This window comes from Paraburkholderia sp. BL6665CI2N2 (assembly GCF_004366535.1).
In the GTDB taxonomy this organism is placed as follows: Bacteria; Pseudomonadota; Gammaproteobacteria; order Burkholderiales; family Burkholderiaceae; genus Paraburkholderia.
Genome location: NZ_SORC01000002.1, coordinates 685,558 through 710,843, shown reverse-complemented (window position 1 = coordinate 710,843; position 25,286 = coordinate 685,558). Strand labels below are relative to the sequence as shown.

17 protein-coding genes and 8 pseudogenes are annotated in these 25,286 nt (G+C 57.3%); 19 read left to right on the top strand and 6 right to left on the bottom strand.

Translation table 11 applies throughout. The features are described 5' to 3' along the window. Positions 1–1,173: 1,173 nt before the first annotated feature. Together nifA and B0G81_RS40970 are read right to left on the bottom strand one after the other, a co-directional pair. Positions 1,174–3,009, bottom strand: a complete 1,836-nt coding sequence (gene nifA / locus B0G81_RS40980; protein WP_134143838.1) for a nif-specific transcriptional activator NifA — start codon at positions 3,007–3,009, stop codon at positions 1,174–1,176. Positions 3,010–3,514: 505 nt separating this feature from the next. Beyond that, positions 3,515–3,827, bottom strand: a pseudogene (locus B0G81_RS40970) (transposase); the annotation flags it as partial. Positions 3,828–4,279: 452 nt separating this feature from the next. Here B0G81_RS40970 and B0G81_RS40960 point away from each other — a divergent pair. From B0G81_RS40960 to nifV, 8 genes and pseudogenes are all read left to right on the top strand, one after another. Beyond that, a complete protein-coding gene (locus B0G81_RS40960; RefSeq protein WP_106285665.1) occupies positions 4,280–4,498 on the top strand; it encodes a hypothetical protein in 219 nt (72 codons plus the stop codon). 19 nt (positions 4,499–4,517) lie between these two features. Continuing rightward, positions 4,518–4,640 (top strand): hypothetical protein, encoded by a 123-nt coding sequence (locus tag B0G81_RS45515; RefSeq protein ID WP_279590550.1) that lies wholly within the window; start codon positions 4,518–4,520, stop codon positions 4,638–4,640. Next, the gene (locus tag B0G81_RS40955) at positions 4,637–5,284 is read left to right on the top strand and encodes a hypothetical protein (RefSeq protein ID WP_134143837.1); all 648 of its coding nucleotides are present in this window, start codon (positions 4,637–4,639) and stop codon (positions 5,282–5,284) included. The genes B0G81_RS45515 and B0G81_RS40955 overlap by 4 nt, the downstream gene beginning before the upstream one ends. Next, complete coding sequence (locus tag B0G81_RS40950; RefSeq protein WP_106286478.1) at positions 5,281–5,913, top strand: NodA family N-acyltransferase; 633 nt, start codon at positions 5,281–5,283, stop codon at positions 5,911–5,913. The genes B0G81_RS40955 and B0G81_RS40950 overlap by 4 nt, the downstream gene beginning before the upstream one ends. Continuing rightward, positions 5,910–6,236, top strand: a complete 327-nt coding sequence (locus B0G81_RS45180; RefSeq protein ID WP_243856882.1) for a polysaccharide deacetylase family protein — start codon at positions 5,910–5,912, stop codon at positions 6,234–6,236. Before B0G81_RS40950 ends, B0G81_RS45180 begins: the two co-directional genes overlap by 4 nt. A 283-nt stretch (positions 6,237–6,519) precedes the next feature. Next, positions 6,520–7,410 (top strand): annotated as a pseudogene (locus tag B0G81_RS44265) (glycosyltransferase); the annotation flags it as partial. A 15-nt stretch (positions 7,411–7,425) separates the two neighbouring features. Further along, positions 7,426–7,786 (top strand): annotated as a pseudogene (locus B0G81_RS45690) (DDE-type integrase/transposase/recombinase); the annotation flags it as partial. 423 nt (positions 7,787–8,209) lie between these two features. After that, positions 8,210–9,346, top strand: a complete 1,137-nt coding sequence (gene nifV / locus B0G81_RS40935) for a homocitrate synthase (protein ID WP_134143836.1) — start codon at positions 8,210–8,212, stop codon at positions 9,344–9,346. 305 nt (positions 9,347–9,651) lie between these two features. Here the strand turns inward: nifV and B0G81_RS40930 are convergent. After that, a pseudogene (locus tag B0G81_RS40930) lies at positions 9,652–9,879 on the bottom strand (transposase); the annotation flags it as partial. Between the two features lie 306 nt (positions 9,880–10,185). Continuing rightward, positions 10,186–11,118, bottom strand: a complete 933-nt coding sequence (locus tag B0G81_RS40925) for a LysR substrate-binding domain-containing protein (RefSeq protein WP_106286443.1) — start codon at positions 11,116–11,118, stop codon at positions 10,186–10,188. Positions 11,119–11,760: 642 nt separating this feature from the next. On the opposite strand from B0G81_RS40925, the gene B0G81_RS40920 reads away from it, so the two are divergent. From B0G81_RS40920 to B0G81_RS40900, 5 genes are all read left to right on the top strand, one after another. Next, positions 11,761–12,459 (top strand): hypothetical protein, encoded by a 699-nt coding sequence (locus tag B0G81_RS40920; protein ID WP_106286441.1) that lies wholly within the window; start codon positions 11,761–11,763, stop codon positions 12,457–12,459. A gap of 11 nt (positions 12,460–12,470) precedes the next feature. Beyond that, positions 12,471–13,697 carry an ATP-grasp domain-containing protein gene (locus B0G81_RS40915; RefSeq protein WP_106286440.1) on the top strand — a complete coding sequence of 409 codons (1,227 nt, stop codon included), beginning with the start codon at positions 12,471–12,473 and terminating at the stop codon, positions 13,695–13,697. A 596-nt stretch (positions 13,698–14,293) separates the two neighbouring features. Beyond that, a complete protein-coding gene (locus tag B0G81_RS40910; protein ID WP_134143835.1) occupies positions 14,294–15,982 on the top strand; it encodes an NAD(P)/FAD-dependent oxidoreductase in 1,689 nt (562 codons plus the stop codon). 36 nt (positions 15,983–16,018) lie between these two features. After that, a complete protein-coding gene (locus B0G81_RS40905) occupies positions 16,019–17,359 on the top strand; it encodes an amidase family protein (protein WP_134143834.1) in 1,341 nt (446 codons plus the stop codon). Positions 17,360–17,570: 211 nt separating this feature from the next. Continuing rightward, positions 17,571–18,944: a carboxyl transferase domain-containing protein gene (locus B0G81_RS40900; RefSeq protein ID WP_106286437.1), complete on the top strand. Its 1,374-nt coding sequence runs from the start codon at positions 17,571–17,573 to the stop codon at positions 18,942–18,944. 532 nt (positions 18,945–19,476) lie between these two features. Here B0G81_RS40900 and B0G81_RS40895 read toward each other — a convergent pair. Both B0G81_RS40895 and B0G81_RS45510 read right to left on the bottom strand, forming a co-directional pair. Beyond that, positions 19,477–20,258 (bottom strand): annotated as a pseudogene (locus B0G81_RS40895) (LysR family transcriptional regulator); the annotation flags it as partial. Between the two features lie 314 nt (positions 20,259–20,572). Then, a complete protein-coding gene (locus B0G81_RS45510; RefSeq protein WP_279590549.1) occupies positions 20,573–20,698 on the bottom strand; it encodes a hypothetical protein in 126 nt (41 codons plus the stop codon). A gap of 319 nt (positions 20,699–21,017) precedes the next feature. Here B0G81_RS45510 and B0G81_RS40890 point away from each other — a divergent pair. From B0G81_RS40890 to B0G81_RS40870, 6 genes and pseudogenes are all read left to right on the top strand, one after another. Continuing rightward, positions 21,018–21,779 (top strand): annotated as a pseudogene (locus tag B0G81_RS40890) (homocitrate synthase); the annotation flags it as partial. A gap of 42 nt (positions 21,780–21,821) precedes the next feature. Beyond that, a complete protein-coding gene (locus tag B0G81_RS45175; protein ID WP_243856880.1) occupies positions 21,822–22,223 on the top strand; it encodes a nitrogenase-stabilizing/protective protein NifW in 402 nt (133 codons plus the stop codon). After that, positions 22,220–22,552, top strand: a complete 333-nt coding sequence (locus tag B0G81_RS45170; RefSeq protein WP_243856879.1) for a hypothetical protein — start codon at positions 22,220–22,222, stop codon at positions 22,550–22,552. The genes B0G81_RS45175 and B0G81_RS45170 overlap by 4 nt, the downstream gene beginning before the upstream one ends. Further along, positions 22,549–23,676, top strand: a complete 1,128-nt coding sequence (locus B0G81_RS40880; protein ID WP_134143833.1) for an electron transfer flavoprotein subunit alpha/FixB family protein — start codon at positions 22,549–22,551, stop codon at positions 23,674–23,676. Before B0G81_RS45170 ends, B0G81_RS40880 begins: the two co-directional genes overlap by 4 nt. Then, positions 23,673–24,986 (top strand): annotated as a pseudogene (locus tag B0G81_RS40875) (FAD-dependent oxidoreductase). Before B0G81_RS40880 ends, B0G81_RS40875 begins: the two are co-directional and overlap by 4 nt. Next, positions 24,983–25,277: pseudogene (locus B0G81_RS40870) on the top strand (ferredoxin family protein). The pseudogenes B0G81_RS40875 and B0G81_RS40870 overlap by 4 nt, the downstream one beginning before the upstream one ends. Positions 25,278–25,286: the final 9 nt, after the last annotated feature.

The following is a 25,286-nucleotide window of genomic DNA, read 5'->3' as shown; positions in this document are numbered from 1 at the left end:
TCGCTTTTACTGAATGTCTTAATGTTGGCCATTGCGGCCAGCCGCGCTCGATCCCAACTTCGACTCAACGAATGTCAGTAGGTGGGTAGCCCGTGGGAATCGAACCCACAGGCCCTCCCAGGTAGGGTCGAGAACTGGCGCGCGCACCGATAGGCGCCGGTGGTGATTCCACCGCTTTCGCGATGGCCCGCAATCCGGCAACCGTGGTCACGTTTCCAGCTCCCGCCACGTCGAACGCAGCGGGCCGATTTCCGGCACTACGCTCTGCGTTCGTCTCACCAGCACTCATCTGACAGAATTTCTCTCCGCCTTTTCCTCAACGCTCACCACGCGGACTCTTTACCCGCGCAGCTTGAGGTGATTTGAAGCCAGCTCCTGCAAGCCGACTTCGAGGGGCCCGCCCTCATCTTCAATAAAGCATTGCTCACGCAATCGCTGCGCTTGCATTCGTAGCACACCATGGACACCCTCAGTTTGCCAAGTTTTCAATCGGCGATGATGGGTAGGTAGATTGCAACCATAGATTCGGACTTTCAATGTGGCTGTGCCGCTGTGCCTGACGGGTTTCGCTTGATCGGTTCCCCGTCGCTTTCGCACACTCGACGGTGCTCGGACATTCCCGGGCTTTGCCGACCACGCTCTAACCTGTCGTGCCATCACGTCATGATTACCTAAGCAATCGGTCGACTCTTCTCGTGTTGTCAGCGTTTTGTCCTGCTATTAGCCGGGCTGACTACGCAACCGCAGCGGCAGATGTGTCTTCTGCCCGGAACTCCCGGTCATCTGCCCACAGCGTCCATACGGCGCACGATCTTGTTGGCGTGCGACAGAGTCAGCCTCGCTGATATGACCCCGGGCGCGCCTCCAGAAATTCAACGGGATCGAACACCACCGCTTGCGTCGCTGACCGCATCCGGTGTGGGCTGATGGTCGAGCGCGACATGGCCGACGCACCGGCGATGACAGCGCCGCGTTCGCACCACCTTACTCGAGATACCGACCGCCCCTGAGGTCGGCCGGGCTGTTCTCGACGATTACCGAATTGGCGCCGACTGGGTCGCTTCCGATCGTGATCATGCCAAGGTCCGCGCCAAACCCTGGCTTGACTTGTCTGAGCTATTCACATCAGTCGCGATGTCGCGGCCCCGACACGCCGCAAGTCCGACAGTGCTTTCAGAAACGCTTGATCTCGACACCGTATTTCCTCAGCGCGTAGCCAATCTGGCGAGGCGTCAGTCCAAGCAGCCGCGCCGCTTTTGCCTGCACCCAGCCGGATCTTTCCATGGCGGCGATGAGACGCTCGCGGTTGGTCATCTTCGCACCACTTCCGAGAGCTGCACGGCCAGGCACTATCGGAGCCCGCTCGCTGTCGACAGGCGGGACCGCAACTGCGCCCGGCGTAGCAGCCTCAGCCGGGGGCGTACCCGGCTTCACTTGCACTGGTACGATCGGCCCGGGCTGCAGCACCATCTCGTCCGATCTGCTCTTCCACAGCATCGCGGACAGGCACTGGCCGTGGCAGCAGGCAAAGTCGTTTCTCACGATCGCTGGTCCCGGCGCCAGGGTCGCGCTCCGCTGCACGCAATTCTCGAGCTCGCGGACATTGCCGGGAAAACCGCAGTTCATCAACACTTCAATCGCGTTCGCATCGAAGGTCAGCGTACGGCTGTTCTCGCTGTTGAAATTCTTGAGAAACTCAACGGCGAGGAGCGGAATATCACTGCGCCTTTCACGCAACGGCGGCAGCAGCAAGGGAACCACGCTGAGGCGATAATAAAGGTCGGCGCGGAACTCGTTCCTTGCCACCGCATCTTCTAGGTTCTTATTCGTGGCGGCAACCACGCGAACATCGACCTTGATGGTCTGGTTGCTGCCGACGCGCTCGAATTCTTGCTCCTGCAGGACGCGCAGCAGCTTTGCCTGGAACGAGGCCGAAATCTCGCCGATCTCGTCCAGAAACAGCGTCCCCTTGTCGGCGAGCTCGAAGCGCCCCTTGCGCGAATTGAAGGCGCTGGTAAAGGCACCCTTCTCATGACCGAACAATTCGGATTCCAGCACCGTCTCAGGAAGCGCCGCGCAATTGAGCTTGATGAAGGCCCGCTTGGCTCGCGGCGACAGCTCGTGAAGGGCCTTGGCGACCAGCTCCTTCCCGGTACCGGATTCGCCGCGCAACAGAACTGTGCTGTTCGATTTGGCTACCACCGCGATCTTCTCAAGCAGGCCGCGCAGCGCCGGACTGTCGCCAATGATCCCCTCGACATGAAACTTCTTACGCTCCTGCGCAGGGTACTTGAGCTCGGACAATTGATTTTGCAGCCCGTCCCTCCCCGCCATCAGCCGCTCGCGGTCGCTCTTGAATAAGCGATGCAGCTTCACCGTCTGCCCCACCAGGTTGGCGATCATAGTAAGCAGCCGCACGTCGCAATCGAGCCGGAAGTTAGACCCATTGTCCAGGATGCGGTCGATGGTCAGCGTGCCCACGACCTTCGCGTCGATGCGAATAGGAACGCCGATGAACGACACTCGCGTGTTGTCGGAAGCACCGAGCACGCCCACGTCGGCGGCACTGAAGCCCGAATGCCCCACTACGTTCTCGGCGACGAGCGGCCTGTCCGTCGACATGATCTGGTCAATTGCCTTCTGCGGCAGGCGCATCCGGTAGCGCTCATCGCTGCCTTCGCTCCAGCCGGCGCCAACGGTAATGTCCGGTACGCCATCATCGTCGAAGAGAGAGACGATACCGAGCCGCATCTGCACAAACGATTGCAGGAGATCGACGACGTTGGCCAACATGACTTCGAGCCGGCAGGAGGCGCTAAGTACCTTCGATATCTCCAAGATGCCGGTAAGCGCGCTCTCGTACCACTGCACAATAGGGACCGCGTGGTCCGTCTCGGACTTTGAGCTAGGCCTTTCGCGTACGGAAGCGATATGCAGCATGACGACGTCCTCGTTGTGGGGACCGTGCTCCCCGTCACCTTGTTCGGATTTGCGGGCATTGTGTTGCATATCATCCTCGATCTAGCGCCCAATTTCACGGGCTGACCTCAAAAGATAATGCCCTTTCATGGAAGGACGGTGAAACTGTAGTGCCTTGATGTACTTATTTTCTGCTTTTGCGATTTCGCTGCGTGGATTCCGTTAGGAACGCGAGTTCCATTGATGTCGCTCAAATCAACTGCGATTTGTCTACTCCAGGTGCAGCCGATTACAGGTGTCGTCCATCATTGATTGCTGCCTCGGTGCCCGTGAGATAACTCGCCGCATCCGAGCATAGGACGAAGATCTATCTTTGCGACCGCTTCGGGCGTGCCCGCCCGGCGCAGTGGGATATTTGGCACAAGAAGCGCTTCCGTGTCGGGCGACAAAATGTCTGTCCTGAACTGGCCGAGGACGTATGGAAACCGATTTCAGATCGTCACATCCGAGCCTATCGGTCCGATTAATCTGGTTTGGTAAGTCATGGCTGCGTTAGCGTAACGTTTCAAGTGCAAAAAAAAAGCCCCTCCGGGCTCTAGGTGCCAGCCATCCTCACTACCTCTATTGTTTTGGCAACCCCAAGTATCTTCACGACGCGCTTCAGGTTGTAGGCCAACACCTGTAGACTCATTTCGGTGCTGACCCGTCCGAGCGTTCGGGTCAGGAAGTGTGTGACCCCCAATCCAGTGCTTCAGCGTGCCGAAGACATGTTCGACATGTGCTTCTGCGGATGGTCATTGCGTCAGGCTTGCGCTCTAGCCGACGCTGCATGGCCTCAACTATATGCTCATGTTCCCATCGTCGAATGCGTCGGTAGTCGCGGGGTGACATCGTTCCTCGAGCGGGCAAAGCGTGCAGGCGCCGGGCCAGTAGCCATCGTACTTGCGCACGTTCTGGCCAAGGAAATCGAAACCGTCTGCAATGTTCGTGATCCGGGACTTCTCTTCCGAGCGCTCCAGACCTTGAGCGGCCCATAAACTGCCTGACCGCCGGAAGCATCTCGAGCACTTCTTTCGACATACCGGTCACAATAAAGTCATCGGCGTAGCGAACGACGTTGAGTTGGGCCTTGCTGCGTGCCGCCGCGGTGAGATTACGCTCGGTCATCAGAGCATCGAGCACGACGAGCAGATTTAGATCGAGGCCCTTGAAACGCATGATCCCAACTTATTCATAGCGTGGATGCGTTCCATCAAAACAATCGATTTTACGAAATGTACGGCATGGAGGATAGTGTTTCCTGGTAGATCCGACTGGATTTCGCAAACCTGCTGGCGCCTTCGTCGTGCCGGGGTAGCGGATGAAGTGTGTCGTAGAACTGAGCGAAGCCGAGGAAATGACGTTGCAGCAGTTGTCGATCAATCACATGCATCGGGACACGCGCACGCGAGCGGCGGCCCTGTCGTTGCGCGGACACAGGATCAAGCGCAAGCTCACCGCCGGGCAACTCGGCGTGAGCGGGCAGTCCGTCTGCGACTGGCTCACACATGGCGCAACAGCGGCGTGGACGGCCCGATGACCGCCATTACGGTGAGCACATGAAGCACCACTGGCGACGCTTCATCGCCTGCACGAAGGAAACGCCGATGCCGAACTCGCTGAGCATTCTCGGCGGATACGGCACCAAATTTCAAGTCAATTTCTCGTGGACGCTCTCATGAATACTGTAGCAAACCGTCGGGCCGGAGAAATGGAATTTAGGCATATCAAAATGGTTGTCGATCTTTGCCCTGACTCCGAGAAAAATCCTCAGGCGTACGCCGAGCATCAATCGAGGCGCATGTCCAATGCGGCCACGGTCTTCGGCGACATGGACAAGCCGGATCGCGCCGACACGACGCGACAAGCGTCTGGCAGGTCGCGTAGGCGCTTACTACCGGCAAAACTTCGCATAGTTCTCCAAACCCTTTCTATATCGGCCGCTTACCTTCGTACAGTTGATGCAACCCTCGACTTCGGCTGGGCTTCGCGACGAATTGGGAGCAGCCGATTGCAGGTGCCAAATGCTTCAGCGACCCGGCCAAATGGATCTCGTGTCAATCGCGGTCAGATCGTGCGGAAGATGCGGGGGAAGTCTTTGGTAGATCCGGTGCGCAAGGCACGCGAACTCGATGTAATCTCCATCGTGGAAGAGGTTCAATCGGTCCGTGAAGCGTTGACGGAAATACTCTTTTCTTCGGGCTTCATCCCAGCACTGTTCCAGAGTGCAGATGATTTCTTGAAATCGCACCGTTTTCTCAGCAAGTCCTTCGCGTGCGTCAGGTCCACCCTCAAAGGCCGGACGGCGCATAGGAGGCAGTCGTGAATTTGGCCGTGTCCACAGATAGAGGACCTCTCTCCCTGCGCTCTCAGGTGCGGTGGAGGCTGGCTTGGGAAAATGAGTTGCGACTCGCCGACCACATCGAACTGTCCGAGTTCTTCCAAAATACCTACGGACCGACCGGGGCGTTTAATGCAAAACCATTCGAAGGCAATCACAGTTGGGCTGGTGCGAGGCCAGAGGTCCGTGCAATCGGCTACGACGCGCGCGGCGTAGCGGCTCATGTCGGCGCACTGCGTCGTTTCATCAAGGTTGGCGCAGTCGATCTACTAGTGGCCGAACTAGGATTGTACGCGGTACGTCCGGATCTCGAGGGACTCGGAATCCCTCATTTAATGCGCGTGATGTATCCCGTGTTGCAGGAACTTGACGTTCCATTCGGCTTCGGCACGGTTCGACACGCGTTGCGGCAGCATATTGCAAGGCTGCTCGGCCGACACGGTCTGGCGACTATTGTGTCCGGAGTTCGCGTGAGGTCGACCCTGCGAGAAGTGCATCTCGACACGCCGCCCACGCGCATCGAGGACGTACTCATTGTCGTCTTACCGATAGGACGGTCAATGAGCGATTGGCCGACCGGAACGATAATTGATCGGAATGGGCCAGAGCTGTGAGGCACTGCTTATCCGAAGCGCGCAGCGAGTGCGCTGACACCACCGGATGTCGCAGCGTTTATTTGACGTTTGACGACGGCCCTAGTCCACTTTGCACACCGGACGTCCTCGATGTGCTGGCGGAACACCGGGTGCCAGCGACTTTCTGTGTCATCGGCGCGTACGCAGCGAGTCAGCCGAAGCTGATCCAGCGAATGATCGCAGAAGGGCACGAGGTCGCAAACCACACGATGACTCATCCGGACCTGTCCAGATGCGAACCCACCGAAGTAAAACAGGAAATATTAACGGCAAGCAGGGTCATCAGGATGGCGAGCCCCTAGGCTCCGCTGCGGTATATGCGTGCCCCGTATGGCATGTGGACCGAAGCAGTGCTCACTACGTCAGCGAGCGCTGGCCTGGCGCCCCTCCACTGGTCGGTAGACCCGCGAGACTGGTCCCGTCCCGGCGTGGACGCGATTGTCAGCGCAGTGCTGGCCTCTGTCCGGCCTGGCGCAATTGTACTCTTGCACGACGGATGCCCTCCCGATGAGTTGGGACGATGCACTCACGCTGGTCTGCGCGAGCAGACCCTCATGGCGCTTTCCCTCATGATTCCAGCATTGCATGACCGGGGGTTTGCAATCCGATCGCTTCCTCAACCTCAGCGGACGAACCAGACACCCTATGAACATGCTTGCCGCAACTAGCGCTTTCTCGTTTTATGCGCTGCTCTCGACTGTCTATAAAAGCACGCAGGCGCTTTATGCTCAGCCGACAAACGTGTCATCGCTGTCGGACGGCCTGGTCGACTCCGACGCTCTGCCGGGCGTGGATGTCATCGTTCCCTGCTTCAACGAGGATCCATGCACACTCTCGGCATGCCTAGAGTCCATTGCAAACCAGGACTACGACGGAAAACTGCGGGTCTATGTAGTTGATGATGGTTCTGCGAATCTCGACGCCGTGCGGCCGGTATACGATGCGTACACGCGCGACCCGAGATTCAACCTCATTACGCTTCCCCAAAATATGGGAAAGCGCAAGGCACAGATCGCCGCGATACGCCGCTCGTTTGGAGATTTGGTGCTTAACGTCAGATCGGACACGATAATCGGCTCAGACGTGGTCACGAAGCTTGCATTGAAAATGCAAAATCCAGCGATCGGCACGGCCATGGGTCAGTTGACGGCCAGCAACCGCAGCGATACCTGGCTGACCCGTCTGATCGATATGGGGTACTGGTTGGCTTGCAACGAAGAACGCGCCGCACAGGCTCGCTTCGGCGCTGTTATGTGCTGCTGCGGTCCGTGTACCATATACCGACGGTCCGTGCTTCTTTTGCTATTAGACCAGTACGAGACACAATTTTTTCGCGGGAAGCGGAGCGACTTCGGCGAGGACCGCCATCTCACAATTCTCATGCTGACCGCAGGTTATCGGACCGAGTACGTTCCGGACGCCATTGCGGCGACAGTCGTTCCAGACAGACTGGGGACGTATCTCCGCCAACAACTGCGCTGGGCGCGCAGTACCTATCCTCCTGCGGCGCCGAAGAAAATCGTCACCGACCAGTTGCGCAGCTACCCGGCCGCGAAAACGGAGATCCCTGAGCTCGCGAATGCGAAGCACGTGTTCGTCAAGGCTTGCGCGCGCGTGAACAACCCTGCTGAAAACAGTCATCAACCCACGCGTGAATGCGAGCGCCGGATGCGAGGTTTTCGCTTGCCCGAACGCACGCAGTCATTCCTGTCGTGCTTCGGTCCGATCCCCCAACACTTCGCTCAAGCGTCATCTGCTGAGCGCCTCGCTCTATCGCAAACAGCTCGCCGCGCGATTTGAAGCATGGCGTCTCTTCACCGGCATTGCCCAAGCTCCGACCACCGTGTTCTGAGACACGACTGTCCTGGCCGATATCTCGTCATGGAGTCAGCAACGTGACAGCGCCGTCGCAACCCCACCTCGACACATTGATGTCGTTCGGTCCTGGGGACCCCAAGCGCTCCCACTTCTCCGGAGGGAGGGCGGCGTCCATTCCATCTCGACCGGTCCATGGCCAAATTGCTTTTTTAATTATTTCGAGTATGCATCAAGCGAACAGATTCGACCTTCCATTCGCTGGCGGATGGAGCTGATCGAGCCACCTGCAGCACGACCGAATTGTCCGGAACGTAACATTCGCGACACGAACAATCGGACGATGCACCGCTATAACCCGACATTGTGCCGGTCAACATCCCGCAAATTGCGCTCCGACTGTAGATGCTCGCTTGGCACAACGCTTGCAATCCATCAGCGACAACTCAAGAGATCTGACATGCGCAATCCGATCATCAATGACACAACGCTTCGCGACGGCGAGCAGACCGCTGGCGTCGCATTTCGCACTGAGGAAAAATGCGCAATCGCCGCCGCACTGTCGCAGGCCGGCGTGGCCGAACTCGAAATCGGAATTCCTGCCATGGGTGAGGACGAAATGGCGTGCATCGCTGCAATCGTCGACCTGAACCTCGACGCCCGCCTGATGGTTTGGGGGCGCCTCACCGACGAGGATCTCACCGCGGCATTGCGTTGTGATGCCGATATCGTTCATCTCTCGGTTCCCGTTTCGGATATTCATTTGCAACACAAGCTGCGGCAGTCGCGCAGTTGGGTACTGGCGCAGATCGCACGCGTCGTCGGCGAGGCAGCGAAAAACCATCCCAGAATTTCCCTGGGCATGGAAGACGCCTCGCGCGCGGATCCCTCATTTCTCGTAGAAGTGGCTCAATGCGCGCAGCAGCACGGCGCCCAGCGCGTGCGCTTTGCCGACACTGTCGGTATCCTGGACCCCTTTAAGACCTTCTACGCCATTGCAGCGCTACGCGTTGCCGTCGATCTGGATATCGAAATACATGCGCACGACGACCTCGGGCTCGCCACAGCCAACACACTAGCCGCCCTTGGGGCCGGCGCGACCCATGCGAGCACCACCGTCAACGGGTTGGGTGAGCGCGCCGGCAATGCAGCGCTGGAAGAAGTCGTGATGGGCGCACGGCACCTGCTGCGACGAGAAACTGGCGTCGACACCAGAGCGCTGCCCGACATTTCGTCGTTAGTCGAACAAGCCTCAGGCCGCGCAGTTTCCTTCAACAAGAGCATCATCGGTAGGAACATCTTTACTCACGAGTCGGGCATTCACACCGACGGCCTCGCGAAGCACCCCACGACCTACGAGGGATTCGATCCAGCAGAGCTCGGCCGGCAACGGTCGACGATACTCGGGAAACATTCTGGATCTCAAAGTGTGCGTGAGGCCTACGACGCTCTAGGCGTGAGGGTGTCGGAGCGGCTCATCCCGCTCCTGCTTGCGCGCATCCGCTCTTTCGCCACGCAGTACAAGCGGGCGCCGAATGCAACCGATTTGCGCCACTTCCTGATCCAAGCCTGCGGCATACGGGTCAAAGTGTCGTAGTGTGGTTATGCCCACGCATGTCGAGCTGGTGGGGCGGACTGCGGAACTGGCTATGCCGAGCCGGGCTATGTGGAGGATGACTACTGGCAGCAGACGCTGGCGATCCGCCTGACGCAGCGCTCGACGACCCGGGACTGTTAAGAAGCCTTAACAAAATGATATTAGGGGCTGTTAAGGAATCGCTGATTGATAGGCCATCCCGCAAGGTTGTCGGCGGCGATGGGTCGGAATTTCCGGATGCAGAAATGAAGCGTTGGCAAGTCTGGTGAGTTTGACCCGAGGATGCGCCTCATTTCTCGCACTTTTCATACGCATGACGGACTGCTCCCATGAACCGACCGCAACCGGTTTCGCGCGATCGCCAGGTTCGCCAGGGCGAACAGACTGAACAGTTGCGCCATGTTCTTGGCCAGTCCCCTGTAGCGCACCTTGCGACGACGGAACAGGTTCTTGACGATATGCGACGGATGCTCGACCCGTGCGCGAATCTGCGCCTTCGTTCGCTCGACCTGGATCACCAGATCCTTCAGCGGACACCTCAGCGATGACGGCCGGGCCTGATAAATCAGTGTTCCCCTAATCCGGCCAATTGCCCAGCCAATTTTGTTTTTTGGTGCAAGATTAATGTGCGATATCAGTAATCCTGAAAATAATGTTAATAAATTTGATCCGGATTTTTCATTGACATTCGTCAAAGTTCGCCCGCCGGCTTCTTCATCTCGCACCAAATCTCCGACTGGACGCTTGCGTTAGGATCAAGACTGTTCGGCGCAACTATTCTGCGGATGTCGACGCATCGAAAGATCGCCCCTTCGACGCAACCCGCGGCACGACGTAGATCAGTTGGGAAAACGTAGCGGCATGGTGGCGCGTTCTCTGCCGAGTGCGCCGTCTTCTGGCAAACAGAGTTGCAGCGAGCGAAAGAGGAAGCGCTGCAGTGCGGTTGCTGCGGACGTGCGGTCGTTCGAATTCGCGTGGCTGAATAGACCGAATTCAGCCACAGGCGGCATCGGCAGCCCGACAGCACGCGGATCGATCACGTGCATAGTATCGCGGCGCACGTGCCAGTCGAGCAGTAAAGCAATGCCGAGTCCGGCCTCGACGGCCGACTGGATCGCCGACAGGCTCGTGCTCGTGCAGGCAACGCGCCACACGATGCCAGCGTCAAGCAACGTCGCAAAGAAGTTCTCCTGCCATCGACATGCTCCGCCGAATGCGACGATTGGTAGGGGGCCATCACGCAGGTCGGCATTGCGGGAACGTGCGGCGGCCCAGCGAAGCGGATGCCGCCAGGTAACGAGCGGCTCCGCGTGGATCAGCGCAGGATCGCCGATCGCGAAATCAAGTGTGTTGCTTGCGAGCCGCTGCGATAACGCCGGGCTCGCATCAACGACTATCTCCAACGAGACATCGGGAAACGATGCTGAGAATTGCCGCAATGCATGGCGAAGGTGACTCATTGCGATGTCTTCCAGAATGCCCACCCTCACCGTACCCGAGACGTCACCGACAGTCAGCGCGGAACGGGCCGCGAGGCCAATTTCAAGCACCTTGTGTGCATACGGCAGTAGCAGGCTGCCCGCCGAGGTCGGCTTCACGCCGCGCGGTGAACGTTCGAGCAGGCGTTGGCCGACTTCGTCTTCGAGACGCCGAAGGGCCATGCTCACGGCAGCCTGGGTGCGATGAAGAGTCACCGCCGCATTGCTCACGCTGCCGGCTTCTATCACCGTAACGAACGTACGCAGCAGCGTGCTGTCGAGATCGCGAATCATCAATTCCCCTCATGCAAACATAAAGATTATCAGGTTATACCACGCATACAGCCGCGGTTAATATCCTTCCGTCACTCACGCAGAGAGCATAGATGAAGAGGAATTGAACGGACAGCAAACCGGATACGCGTTGCTGAAAGCGTCCGTGACATTCGTGCGTGCTACCGCGCCGATGTCCACCGTCGCATCCATATGCGCGATCCAATGAAGTACAGTGCCGTTACCCGCGACGATGGCATACAGCACGATTAGCACAACCTGGCTACCACACCGCTTTGCGGTGGTAGCGCTCGTGGCCATGGTCCAGCCACCTCTCGAGAAGGAGTTTCCATGTGGCGGCACACGAGAAGATCGAACCAGCTAGCTTCAGTCGACAAAAACATTCGAGGCGAGAGCGTTCCGCAACGTTTGGCACGAATCCACTCGCAAAAGCCACGCTGATCAAAAATCGTCTAGGAGCGCCCGACAGCGCCCTGTCCCCGCACAGCGACTGCAACGCGGCTTAGCCCCCACTGCAGGAGAATTCTCAGACTCTCCAAGGGACATCATTGCTTATTGTAAAGGCAGCTGTGCCCCTGGTTCGTCCGGCAGGCATAAACAGTAACCGGTGCGCCCTGTTTTTTATTTCATCTGGATGGTTATATGAATACAAGCAACGATCGAGCCCGTCTTGAGCGAGTCGCTCAAGACGCAGTCGCCCAGATGTTCGCTACTTCGCCGGAGACCGCCGCCTTCCATCGTGGCGATTGGATCGACAGTGAATACTATCGTCGCCACCTCATCGAAACAGTGTTGCGAATCCGCCTTAACAACGAGGTCGACGCGTTCGCGCTGTACAAAATCGGCTTCAAGGACAACACGCTCGCGCAAATTCTCGCGCAATACCTTGCAGAAGAATATCGGCATGAGGGGCTATTTCTGCGTGACATCGAGAAATTCAGCCTGTCTGCAGCCGAGATCGACTGCATCGCACCTTTCCACAGCACCGACAAGCTGATTGGCTATCTTTATTTGAGCATTAGCCGCGACGGTCCACTGCCGACAATGGTTTGGAACTGGTTTGTCGAATGGTATTCGGATCGCTATAACAAAATCATCACCGAAGCAGGAGCGCGCGCGTTCGGGCACGATCTCGTGAAGCGCCCGCTCGACCACATTCAGCACGACGGATCTCACGGTCACGATGATGTGATGTGGGTCGGTCTGCAGCGGGCAATCGACGGGTGGGGCGGAATCAAACAGGCTGAGACCTATTTGCGCCACTTCATCGAACTGCTCCACGAGTACTTCGACGAGCTACTCGTGGCGACCACGCCCCGACGCGAAACTGTTGCTATATAAGGAACGTCCCCATGACCGCCATCATAGTGATTGAACCGGCGTCGTCCGGCACAGCGCTTGTCGCCGCCGCTGCGCGCCTTGGTGTCGCTGCGCACGTGTTTTCCGCCGAGCGCGTCGTGCCGCGTGACCTACGGGCGGGCGTCACGTCGTTCACGGTGGTGGACACTGCTTCGTCGAGCGCCGTCGCAGCCGCCGCATGCGCCATTGGCGCCGATGGAATCGTACCTGGGTTCGAATACTCAGTCGATGTAGCGGCGGAAGCGGCCGCTCGGCTCGGTCTCCCGCATCTGCCGCTCGAAGCGGCAGCGCTCACTCGCGACAAGTACCGCAGCCGATCACACCTCGCAATTGCGGGACTGGCGGGGCCCCGATTCGCCCGAATCGCAGATCGTCGTGACATCGTGACGGCCGCCTCGCAGGTCGGCTTTCCAGCCGTCGTTAAGCCTGTGGACGGCTGCGGTAACCAGCACGCGACGCGCGTCAACTCTCTTGTCGGGCTGCAGCTCGCGGTCGAGCGCGCCATGCGCCACGGCGTTGTAGATATGGGTCGCGAAATTGGCCACGTGTTGCTACTTGAGCAATATGTCGAGGGTCCGGAGTACAGCATCGAAGGTTACGTCGGCCGACATGGGCCGCGCGTGCTTGCGGTGGCAGAAAAGCTGCTGAGTGCCGAGCCGTATTTCGTCGAGATGGGGCACATTGTCGAAGCAGCGTTGGCGCCAGAGCATCGTACAGCGCTGGTCGCTTACGTCGAGGAGGTCGCCGCGAAAATCGGCCTCAACCTCGGCGTTTTCCATGCAGAGGCGCGCATGACGCGCGACGGCCCCGTGCTCATCGAGATCGCCGCACGGCTCGGAGGTGATCGGATTTACCGGCTGGTTGAACTCAGCAAGTCCATCTCCTTGCCAGAAGTGATGATACGCAGTCATCTCGGCGACACCGATCCAGCGCCCCTCTGTGATGCAAGGCATGCGACGCGCGTGAGCGGTGTGCAGTTCTTCACGGCCGCAACTGGGCGCTTCGCCGGCGCCGCTGCGGTCGAACGCGTGCGCGCGACGCCCGGCTTCGAAGAGGTCGAGGTTCTTTCGCACATCGGCGGTACAGTCCCAAAACTGACGGACTTTTGCGCCCGCGTCGGACATGTGCTGTTTACGGCCGCAGATCGCCCGACGCTCGATTTGCGCCTCGCCGAAGCGCTGAAAGCGCTGAAATTCGATCACGCCGATAACGGTAGCTGAAAAATTTTCGCGACATGAGAATCAACTGATCCTCTGAGGGTAGTCGCATAGTCGTGCTCAACCGTTGGTCCGACGAGTTCGCTGCCTAATATCACAACATCGATCATGCCGTCACGCTGCACTGGACGCCAATCGGCGCCGTCGCCCCCAATCCGGGCGCGAGTCAGTCGTCACGATAGCCTCGCACACCGCACTTAAACAGCATTTGGCTGCATGACTGAGGCGAGTACCTTGACACGCGCCGGCTGGCACCACGCCAAACGGATTGTTCAGGGCAGACGAAATAGCTTGCGCACGCCCGAAATATCTTCTCACAAATCGACCAACTCCCTTTATCAGTAGTGAGTCATGGCTGACGAAGCTACTCTCACGTTAGCTTGCTACAAACATCAATTTTATTTGTTTGATATGACCGCAGTCAATTTGATATCGTGGCATCCATGGATATTCACGATGAATAGCATTTTTCTGCCGAGGAGCAGCACAGCTATCGGCAACGGAATAAATAACCTCGATCTCTTCTGTCGAAGGTCCCTGCGCTATTTCCAGCCATCATCATTCCTCAAGTGGATGCATTGCCATAAAGGAGAAAATCCATGAAAAATCACGTCGCATCGTCACAAAGTCCATCACCGACTGTTGACCTATTGTATGACTACGCGCCGTTCCTCCAGCTCTGCGAGTCTGAAGGGGGAATCGGCTCCTTTTCATCACGCACTCCAACTCCGCGCGTTGGCATCGTGGGGGCCGGTATCAGCGGTCTTGTGGCGGCGACTGAGCTGATGCGGGCAGGCGTAACCGACGTTACGGTCTTTGAGGCCCGCGATCGCATTGGAGGAAGAATATGGTCACAAGTATTTGATCCGCGGTACCCGCACCTTATTGCTGAAATGGGCGCAATGCGGGTCCCTCCGAGTGCAACCGGTCTTTTCCATTATTTGAACAAACACGGCATTTCCACGACCACGTCTTTCCCCGATCCAGGAGTGGTTGATACCGAATTGCATTATCGCGGCACTCGCCATACCTGGCCGGCGGGGGATTCGCCGCCACCTTTGTTCAAGCTCGTTCATGAAGGCTGGAGGGCATTTTTACAGGAAGGGTGCGTGATCAATGGCACATCTCTTGTAGCGCCGACAGAAATCACGGTCATGTTGAAATCACATCGCTTTCAGGAAGCGCGTGCGGCATGGCAAACGTGGCTCGATGTGTTCCGTGACAGTTCTTTCTATGCGGCCATTGTCGCGATATTCACTGGCCCTCGCCCCCCCGGAGGTATCCCTTGGGAAAGGCCTTATCACTTTGAGCTGTTTGGCTCTTTAGGAATAGGATCCGGAGGTTTCCTACCTGTTTATCAGGCCGGATTCACCGAAATACTGCGCGTGGTCGTTAACGGCTATCTGGATGATCAACGCCTGATTTCTTGCGGAATCTCTACACTGGCTGAGCGCCTGGCGGGAGCGGAGATCGCAGGGTGCTCCGTTTCTGAACGGGTTCGCTTCAATAGCGTGGGTCGCATCTACAAAGAGAATGGAAAGATAACGCTGGTAACTGATGAAGACGAGGCATTGGTTTTCGACCGAGTGATCGTCACTAGCAACAACAGGGCAATGCAGATGGTTCATTGCCTGACCGACGACGAAACGTTTCTCAGCCGCGACGTCTCACGAGCCGTCAGGGAAACGCATCTTACGGGTTCCTCAAAGCTATTCATGCTCACCCGCGACAAGTTCTGGATCACTAAAGACCTGCCAGTCACCATCCAGTCTGACAGTTTTGCGAGAGGAGTATATTGCCTTGATTACGAACCCGATAAGCCAGATGGTCAGGGTGTGGTTCTGCTTAGTTACACTTGGGAAGATGACGCTCACAAGCTACTGAGTGTTCCCGACAAAAAACAGCGGTGTGAGTGCTTTGTTGACGACCTTGCTACATTCCATCCAGAACTTGCGCGCCACCTGGTTCCCGCCGATGACGACTATGAACGTAGCATCCTGCACCATGACTGGCTGACCGATCCGCATTCTTCGGGTGCCTTTAAGCTCAACTATCCGGGCGAAGACGTTTACTCGCAGCGTCTCTTCTTTCAGTTCAAGACCGCGAATGATCCCGCATGGGATTCCGGCCTTTATCTGGCAGGATGTGGCTGCTCTTTTACCGGTGGGTGGATTGAGGGAGCTGTGCAGACGGCTGTGAACAGCGCCTGCGCCGTCATACGCAGCGCAGGAGGAAATCTTTTACCGGGCAATCCTCTTGACGAGATCCGCAGTGCTTATCGTTACTGACATCGGACACGATGACCTCCTATTCGCGGAAATTTTATGTATTCGAAAAACACTGTGGAATCGCTTTGCGATGGCATACGTACCGGTGCACTTTCAGCGGCTGAAATCCGTGAGCGTGCACTCAGCGCTGATTCGCATCTGAAAAAGCTCAACTGCTTCATCCGTGCTTGCGGCCCGGACGCGCATTTCGCTAAAGCGAATGATGCCCTGAAAGGCGCACCGCTCTACGGCATTCCCTTTTCCTTAAAGGACAATATTTGTGTTAAGGGGCTCCCTGTCACTGCCGGGACACCGGGGATGGAAGGTTGTATAGCCACGCGCGATGCGCTTGTTGTCAGAAAGCTGAGAGCGCTCGGTGCTGTCGTTGCCGGCAAGAACAACATGCATGAACTCAGCTTTGGTATCACATCGGTCAATCCTCGATGGGGAACGGTGGGAAATCCAGCGGCTCCAGGGCATTTGGCTGGCGGCAGCAGTGGCGGCTGTGCCGCTGCTGTGGCAGCCGGCATCGTTCCGATGGCGATCGGAACGGACACCGGCGGCTCCGTAAGGATACCGGCCGCCTTCTGTGGTATCACCGGCTTCAGGCCCACAAGTGGTCGCTGGTCTTCGGCCGGAATCATTCCAGTTTCTCGCACGAAGGATTCGCCGGGCCTTCTGACGCGGACGGCGAAAGATGCATTAATTCTATATGACCTGCTGTCCCCCGATAGCCACCTTCCGCCAAAACAGAAAAATACTCGCGGCCGAATAGGCCTTCCGGCCTCCATGTGGACTGACCTGGAGGATGATGTCCGAAAGTATTGCTGGCATGCCGTCAGGCGATTGACTTGCGCTGGTTTCCAGTGCGTTGAACTGGATGACGCGGTTGTTGCTGACCTGAATAGAAGCGGAACCTTCACCATTCCGGTTTACGAATTCTTCACTGACTTTCCCCGCACATTGCTTTCCCTAGGATGGGGAAACAGGATAAATGCCGTATTTGATAACATTCGCGACAAAATTGTCCGCAACATCATTCACGCCAATCTTGGTGGACAGCTTATATCTGCCGCCGATTATTCATCAGCAATTCAGAATATAGGCGTCTTACGTCTACAAATAGACTCGCTGTTCAGCACTCGAGGCATCGATTTTCTCGTGTACCCGACAGTTCCGCGTAGCGTCCCTCATCTGAGCGATGCCAGCAGGCCGGGACTGTTTGCCGAGGTGATACGTAACACCGACTTGGCCAGCAACGCCGCGATACCTTCTATCACCCTTCCAGTTGCTCCCGATGATGCATTACCGGTGGGGTTGAGTATTGACGCCGCGCGGGGCCAGGACCGCCGCCTTCTGGCCGCAGCAATGTCTATGGAAGACATTTTGGCTTCCTGAAAATGAGGCTGCCACTCAGCACCGCACAGGACCGCTGCGGACGGCGAGTTGCACGCAGCGCAACTACCAACCAGCTTCGCGGGCGGCTTCGTCACCGCTTGCGCGTCGGTGCGTACCCCGTAGCGACGCGTGCGCGATGACTGCCGTGCGGCCGTCGCACGGCACCGATAACAGCCAACATTCATACGCATTGCCAGGAGGCAGATAGCTAATGCAAATTTCGTTGAAAAGAATAAACGTGCTCTTTGACGCAGATAGCTTTGTTGACCGTCAACCTGCCGCAAAAAGTCATTTCATCTGCGGCGAAGGAACCATAAATTTGGTAAAAACCTTTCTGGTCATGAATCGCGGAGGAGACTGTGAATTTCAGGGAGGCGGACAGTGGCGCACTGCCGAGCAGATCATCAGCACAGTAACTCAGGCCCGGGATGAACGCGCCCCCTTAATCTACATTCAGGACAAGACAGGAGGGACAGGCAGTTTCGACACCACGAAAGTGCTCTCGCCGGACATGGCCAGATTACTTTTATCTCCATTCGGAATGGGCAGGGTCAGTGCATCCCTCGCAGACTTTGCGGAAGGAAATTTGCTAATTTCCGTCATACTCGGTCCGACCTCAGGTCCACTTGCTTTACCGTTGATGCTCGCAGACCTAGTGTTGATGACTGAGAAAGGTGCTCTATGTATGGGTCGTCCGGATATGGTGAAGGCAATGCTGGCCCAGGAGTCCGATCTCTATTCGCTAGGTGGAACAGACGTTCACAGCAGGGGCTCGGGCTCGGTTCAACTGGTATTCAAAGATGAAGAAGGTTTATTCAAGTGCATAAGAAAATTACTGCATGGAAGTTTCAAAGGCAAGGGACCCCATGGTCTTGAATATGAAGAGCCCGATGCGGTTGATTTTGAAAAATTAATTCCAACAGATCATCGCACACCCTATGACATGCATCATTTGCTGAATTCCTTTATCGACAAAGGCAGCTTTACGGAGATAAGCGCCGAATACGCGGAGGAAGTGTTGACCGCCTACGCGAGCATCAAAGGAAATTTCGCTGTAATTATCGCCAACAACCCCCGACATAATGGAGGTGCAATTTATCGGAAATCCGCCTCAAAAATGGTAAAAATGATAAATATTGCCGCAAAAACCAACATGCCAATCATATTCATTGCCGATATCCCGGGATTTATGATCGGTAGAGAAGCTGAAAATAGTGGCATATTTTCGGCCGCAGCGGAATTATTCAGAGCACATGTTCGATGCAAGGTACCAAAATTACTGCTCGTTGCCAGAAAAGCGTATACGGGAGGCGTGTACGCCATGGGTGGTCCTGGATTTGAGCCTGTGGCAGTACTGGCGTATCCGCGGGCCCACATCGGCGTTTTCAGCCCGGACACGATGAAGAAAGTAATGTCTGAGTCTGATGAAACCACCAGATCCATAATGCGAAAACTGACTGATGAAATTGAAAACCCAGAATTGTTGAAAATTAATGGGCTGATTACTGATGTCATCGAGATAGAACATACTCGAGAACAAATTACCAAGTATTTGTTCCCTGTAGGGAGTGAAGCTAGCGCCTGAGTTGAATCGCAAGCGTCTCACTTCCACAGTCCAGCGCAGTCTGCTTGTCGGTAACGCGGATACATGGCGGGCGGATATCGCCGCGTTAAAGGGCGAAGTTTCGCGGTTTGGCCTCGGTCTGCCGTTGTTGAGAGCTAGCGAGGAGGTGCATGCGGCATCGACTGAAGCCGACGCCGACCGAATCTCGACGAACCAAGTTGCAGTCTCCAGCTAAGCCAGGCTCAACCGCGAGCAGATCCAGAAGGACCGAGAAAATGTTGAAACTAGCGCTCACTGGCCGTGGAAGTCCGACGTTAAGTCGTGAGTTCGGTGCACGGAGTGGTGGCACGCTGCCGAACCATCGCGATCACTCACAACCGTCCGAGAAACCTGTATTACATAACGGCCGCTAGCGTCGACAACGACGACAGTCCCCGTGGCGCACCGCACGCGTACTGTGAGCGATAGACTTGATTAATGATGATCTTCAGCACCCAGCGATCGCGCAGTCGCAGCGTCGTCCATCACCGCAGCGCCATTCAGGCAACAATCAGATCCGCACAGGTATCGTTTTTTCGAAATGCTTGACCAGCCTGAAGGGCATCGTCCCTATACGGTCAGTGTTTAATAGCATAGGCGGAATCATGCTAAAGCTCTGCACGATGACCTCGTTCCGTCTCTTGAGACCGTGCTCAAGCAAACACCACTCCTCGATGGAGGGCCGCCGCGTACGTCCGAACTTGACCACAACGTGCCCCATCGACATATATCTCTCGAATGTGAGCTGCCCTGATAGCTGCTGGTTCGTGCGGCAGCCTACGCACACGAGTGTCTCCTCGAACAGCTTCGCTTTAGGATGCGCGCTCGACATGAACAATTCCGACAAGATAAGAAATCGGCTTCGCCGCACCGGAGAACCTCATCGGGGTCATCGGCAAGTGGCAGCAATTCGAAGCCGACGGCGGGAGCTTCCCGTGCAATACGCTCCACGATCTTTCGAAAAAATGCGACTGCCATGAAATCGGAAAGAATGATCCTGAAGCGGCGATCCGATTTGGCCGGGTTGAAGACGTCCCGGGAAATAACGGAGAGCTGGATGTGCACCAGAGCCTCGCGGACTGGAGCGGCGAGCCCTTCAGCACGCGGTGTGGGGACATGTTCCCGGCCCCTCATCGTAAACAGTTCATCGCAGAAATAGACGCGTAGCCGGGCGACGGCCGCGCTCATGGCCGGCTGGCTCAGGTTGATGCTGCGTGCCGCCGCGGTGAGGTTACGCTCGGTCATCAGAGCATCGAGCGCGACGAGGAGATTCAGATCGAGGCCCTTGAAACGCATGATCCCAACTTATAAATAATGTGGATGTGTTCCATCAAAACAATCGATTTTACGAATTGTACGGCATGGAGGATAGTGTTCCTGGTAGATCCGACTGGATTTCGCCAACCTGCTGGCACCTTCGTGGTGCCGGGTAGCGGAAGAAGTGTGTCGTAGAACTGAGCGAAGCCGAGGAAATGACGTTGCAGCAGTTGTCGATCAATCACATGCATCGAGACACGCGAGCGCGGCCCTGTCGCTGCTCGGACACAGGATCAAGCGCAAGCTTACCGCCGGGCAACTCGGCGTGAGCGGGCAGTCCGTCTGCGACTGGCTCACACATGGCGCAACAGCGGCGTGGACGGCCCGATGACCGCCATTACGGTGAGCACATGAAGCCACCACTGGCGACGCTTCATCGCCTGCACGAAGGAAACGCCGATGCCGAACTCGCTGAGCATTCTCGGCGGATACGGCACCAAATTTCAAGTCAATTTCTCGTGGACGCTCTCATGAATACTGTAGCAAAACGTCGGGCCGGAGAAATGGAATTTAGGCATATCAAAATGGTTGTCGATCTTTGCCCTGACTCCGAGAAAAATCCTCAGGCGTACGCCGAGCATCAACCGAGGCGCATGTCCAATGCGGCCACGGTCTTCGGCGACATGGACAAGCCGGATCGCGCCGACACGACGCGACAAGCGTCTGGCAGGTCGCGTAGGCGCTTACTACCGGCAAAACTTCGCATAGTTCTCCAAACCCTTTCTGCGAGGCAGCGAAAAAAACCATCCAAGAATTTCCCTGGGCATGGAAGACGGCTCGCGCGCGGATCCCTCATTTCTCGTAGAAGTGGCTCAATGCGCGCAGCAGCACGGCGCCCAGCGCGTGCGCTTTGCCGACACTGTCGGTATCCTGGACCCCTTTAAGACCTTCTACGCCATTGCAGCGCTACGCGTTGCCGTCGATCTGGATATCGAAATACATGCGCACGACGACCTCGGGCTCGCCACAGCCAACACACTAGCCGCCCTTGGGGCCGGCGCGACCCATGCGAGCACCACCGTCAACGGGTTGGGTGAGCGCGCCGGCAATGCAGCGCTGGAAGAAGTCGTGATGGGCGCACGGCACCTGCTGCGACGAGAAACTGGCGTCGACACCAGAGCGCTGCCCGACATTTCGTCGTTAGTCGAACAAGCCTCAGGCCGCGCAGTTTCCTTCAACAAGAGCATCATCGGTAGGAACATCTTTACTCACGAGTCGGGCATTCACACCGACGGCCTCGCGAAGCACCCCACGACCTACGAGGGATTCGATCCAGCAGAGCTCGGCCGGCAACGGTCGACGATACTCGGGAAACATTCTGGATCTCAAAGTGTGCGTGAGGCCTACGACGCTCTAGGCGTGAGGGTGTCGGAGCGGCTCATCCCGCTCCTGCTTGCGCGCATCCGCTCTTTCGCCACGCAGTACAAGCGGGCGCCGAATGCAACCGATTTGCGCCACTTCCTGATCCAAGCCACCAACACGCGGGTGACGGTGTCGTGAGTGTGGTTATGGCGGCCAAACTTGTCCAATAGAAGTAACGAGATGCAAGAAGTTATCGAACAACTGCGTCACCTGTCGTCGGCCGAGGATTTCCTGCGATTTTTCGACATCGCATTCGACGAGAAGGTGGTGAACGTGAGCCGCCTGCACATCCTCAAGCGCTTCTTTCAGTACATCGAGCAACAGAAAGGACTGCCGAGTAACAACGCGACGGCCGTGCTTGCACTCGCCGATGCAATCCGGCAGATTGCAAATGGACAGGCAGTAGACATCATCTTCGCCGGCAAGCAGACCATCGACGGCGACACTGCCCAGGTCGGCCCCGGCATCGCAAGGCGATTGAGCGTCCAGTTGCTCACGTATGTTTCCCGGATCGTCGAGACTGACCTCGACCCGCGCACGATCGTAGTCGAGCGCGCGTCGAAGGCGGTGTGCAAGTATTGAAAACCGCACTGCCCTGTCTCGTGACGAGGCTCGAGAATACGAACGAGCTGCGCTTCGCGACACTGCCCGCGACGATCCACGCGGCAGGATTCCCGGTGCGCAAATGGAATCGCGAGCAGGCCGGCATTGAGGACGTGAGCAAGATCGGGCTGAAAGGTTCACCTACCGCGGTCAGCAAAGTGTTTGGGCCGACACCACGCGACGAAAAGGCCGAGATGCTCGAATTCGACGCGTCCAGCCTGCGCGACGTGTCGCTGAAACTCCTGCACGAGATATTTGCTCGCCATCCGACATTGGAGGCGGACCTGTTGATGAAAACGGCCTCATGAACTCGCCCGCTGCCTCGGAAACGAAGCCGGCCGCGCCGGTCAAACGGGCCACCGGCCGTAACCTCGATCTGCCCGAACATCTGAAAGCCTACCAGAGCGTCTGGGTCTTTCTCGAGCACGACCGCGGCCACGTGCATAGCGTGTCGTGGGAGCTGCTCGTTCACGCGCGCAAGCTCGCCGACAAACTCGGCAGTCGTGTCGCTGTGCCCGTGCTCGGCGGTACCGACGAGCCGCTTGAGCAGTTTGCCAGTGAGGCGTTCAGTTTCGGCGCGGACAAAACGTACGTGATTCACGACCCTGTGTTGCTCGGCTATCGCAACGAACCGTTCACGAAGGGGCTGGCCGACCTGGTCAACAAGTACCGCCCCGAGATTCTGCTGCTCGGAGCAACCTCGATGGGCCGGGATCTCGCCGGATCTGTCGCAACGACGCTCTTGAGCGGCCTCACCGCCGACTGCACTGAATTGAACATTGACCCGGCCTCGCGCGCACTGGCGGCCACACAGCCGCCTTTCGGCGGCTCGCTGCTCTATACGATCATGATGTTCGCATACCGTCCACAGATGGCGACGGTGCGCCCACGGGTCATGGCGATGCCGCAGGCGCAGGAAGGCCCCGGTGGAGAGATCGTGCAGGACGCGCTTGAGATCTTCGAGGCCGATATTGTGGCCAAATTGCTCGACTTCATCGCCGATGCGAAAAGCAACCAGATCGACCTCCCTTACGCGGACGTGATCGTTAGCGGCGGCAAAGGACTGAAGAATCCGGAGAACTTCAAGCTCGTATTCGATCTGGCGCGGGTACTCGGTGGCGAAGTTGGCGCAAGCCGCCCGTGCGTGCAGGCGAGGTGGGTCGAGGACGACCGGCAGGTCGGGCAGACCGGAAAAACCGTGCGACCGAAACTCTACATCGCTGCCGGCATCTCCGGCGCGATCCCGCACCGCGTCGGTATGGAAAGCTCGGACGTAATCGTCGCAATCAACACCGACCAGACCGCACCGATTTTCGACTACATGCACTACGGCATTGTAGGGGACGCACTGCAACTGCTGCCGGCGTTGACGCATGCCTGTAAGGACCATCTGGCGCTGCGGCAAATCCGGCACACAAGGAGAGTTAGATGAGAGATCCCTCGCAATTCGATGCGATCGCCGTGGACGCCGGACCGTCCGGCAACGCTGCAGCCTACGTTACGGCCAGGAGCGGACTAAAGGCGCTTCAGATCGAGCGCGGCGAATATCCCGGCAGCGAGAACGTTCAAGGCGCAATCCTCTACGCCGACGCGCTGGAACAGATCATTCCGGACTTTCGTGACCACGCGCCACTCGAGCGCCACATCATCGAACAGCGCATGTGGATGCTCGACGATACTTCGTTCGTGGGCACACACGTACGCAGCGACGACTACAACAAACCGCCGTATAACCGCTATACGATCATCCGCGCGCAGTTCGACAAGTGGTTCTCATCGAAAGTGCGCGAGGCCGGTGCATTGCTGATCTGCGAGACCACCGTAAATCACCTGATTATGGACGGGGACCAGGTCGTCGGCCTGCAATGCAACCGCGAACACGGTGAAGTCTATGCGGATATCGTGATTCTTGCGGACGGCGTCAACTCAACGTTGACGCGCAAGGCGGGCTTTCATGGCGAAATTAGGACGGGCAACGTCGCGCTAGCTGTGGAGGAGATTCTCCTCATGCCGGAGGAGACAATTCGCCAGCGCTTTAATGTCGCCGATCAGGAAGGCTTCGTGATAGAGATGGTCGGCCGCATCACCGAAGGCATGACAGGAACGGGGTTTCTCTACACGAATAAAGAGTCGCTGACCATCGGCGTCGGTTGCATGCCGGGCGACTTCAAAAAGAACCCGAACCGCATGAGCACGTATGTGCTGCTCAAAAAAAATGAAGCATCATCCGTCGATCGCTCCACTCATCGCGGGCGGCGAGATGAAGGAGTACTGCGCTCACCTGATCCCCGAAGGGGGCTTCAATGCGATTCCGTAAGTTTACGGCAATGGCTGGATGATCGTCGGTCACTCGGGCGGCTTCGTCAACGCCACGCATCGCGAAGATTCCAACCTCCCCATGACCACAGGACGCCTCGCCGCGGAGATGGCGATAGCCGCAAAAGCAGCCGGCCGCCGCGGCTACCGCACTAACGTGCTGTCGGCGTACAAGGTTGCGCTCGACAAAAGCTTCGTGATGAAGGATTTGCACAAGTACCGCGACATGCCAGAAATTCCGCACCGCAATCTACAGTTCTTTACAACATACCCTGATCTCGTCGCTCAAGCGGCCGGCACCGTGATTACGGTAGATGGCGTCGACAACAAGGCCAAAAAGCACGATGTCATGGTCAGTTTCCGCAAAAATCGCTCGCTGACCGGACGGTCGGCGACGCATACAATTTCTGGAGAGCCTTCCGATGAAAACGGTCACTGTCAATATCGAAAAGCTGTTTCAGAACCGCTACCGCGTGGACGTCGGGCGGCCGCACGTCCACATCAAAAACGTTGAAGTCTGCACCAACGACTTTGCCAAAAAAAACTGCACGTTCGTGTGCCCGGCCTTGTTATCGGAAGGAGAGCAACGGCTCGGTCACGCTGATTACCGGCGGCTGCCTGGAATGCGGTAGTTGCCGCATTCTGTGCACGGACCATCACAATCTCGAATGGGCGTGTCCGCGCGGCGGGCATCGCATCCAGTTCAGGTTCGCGTAGACAAACACA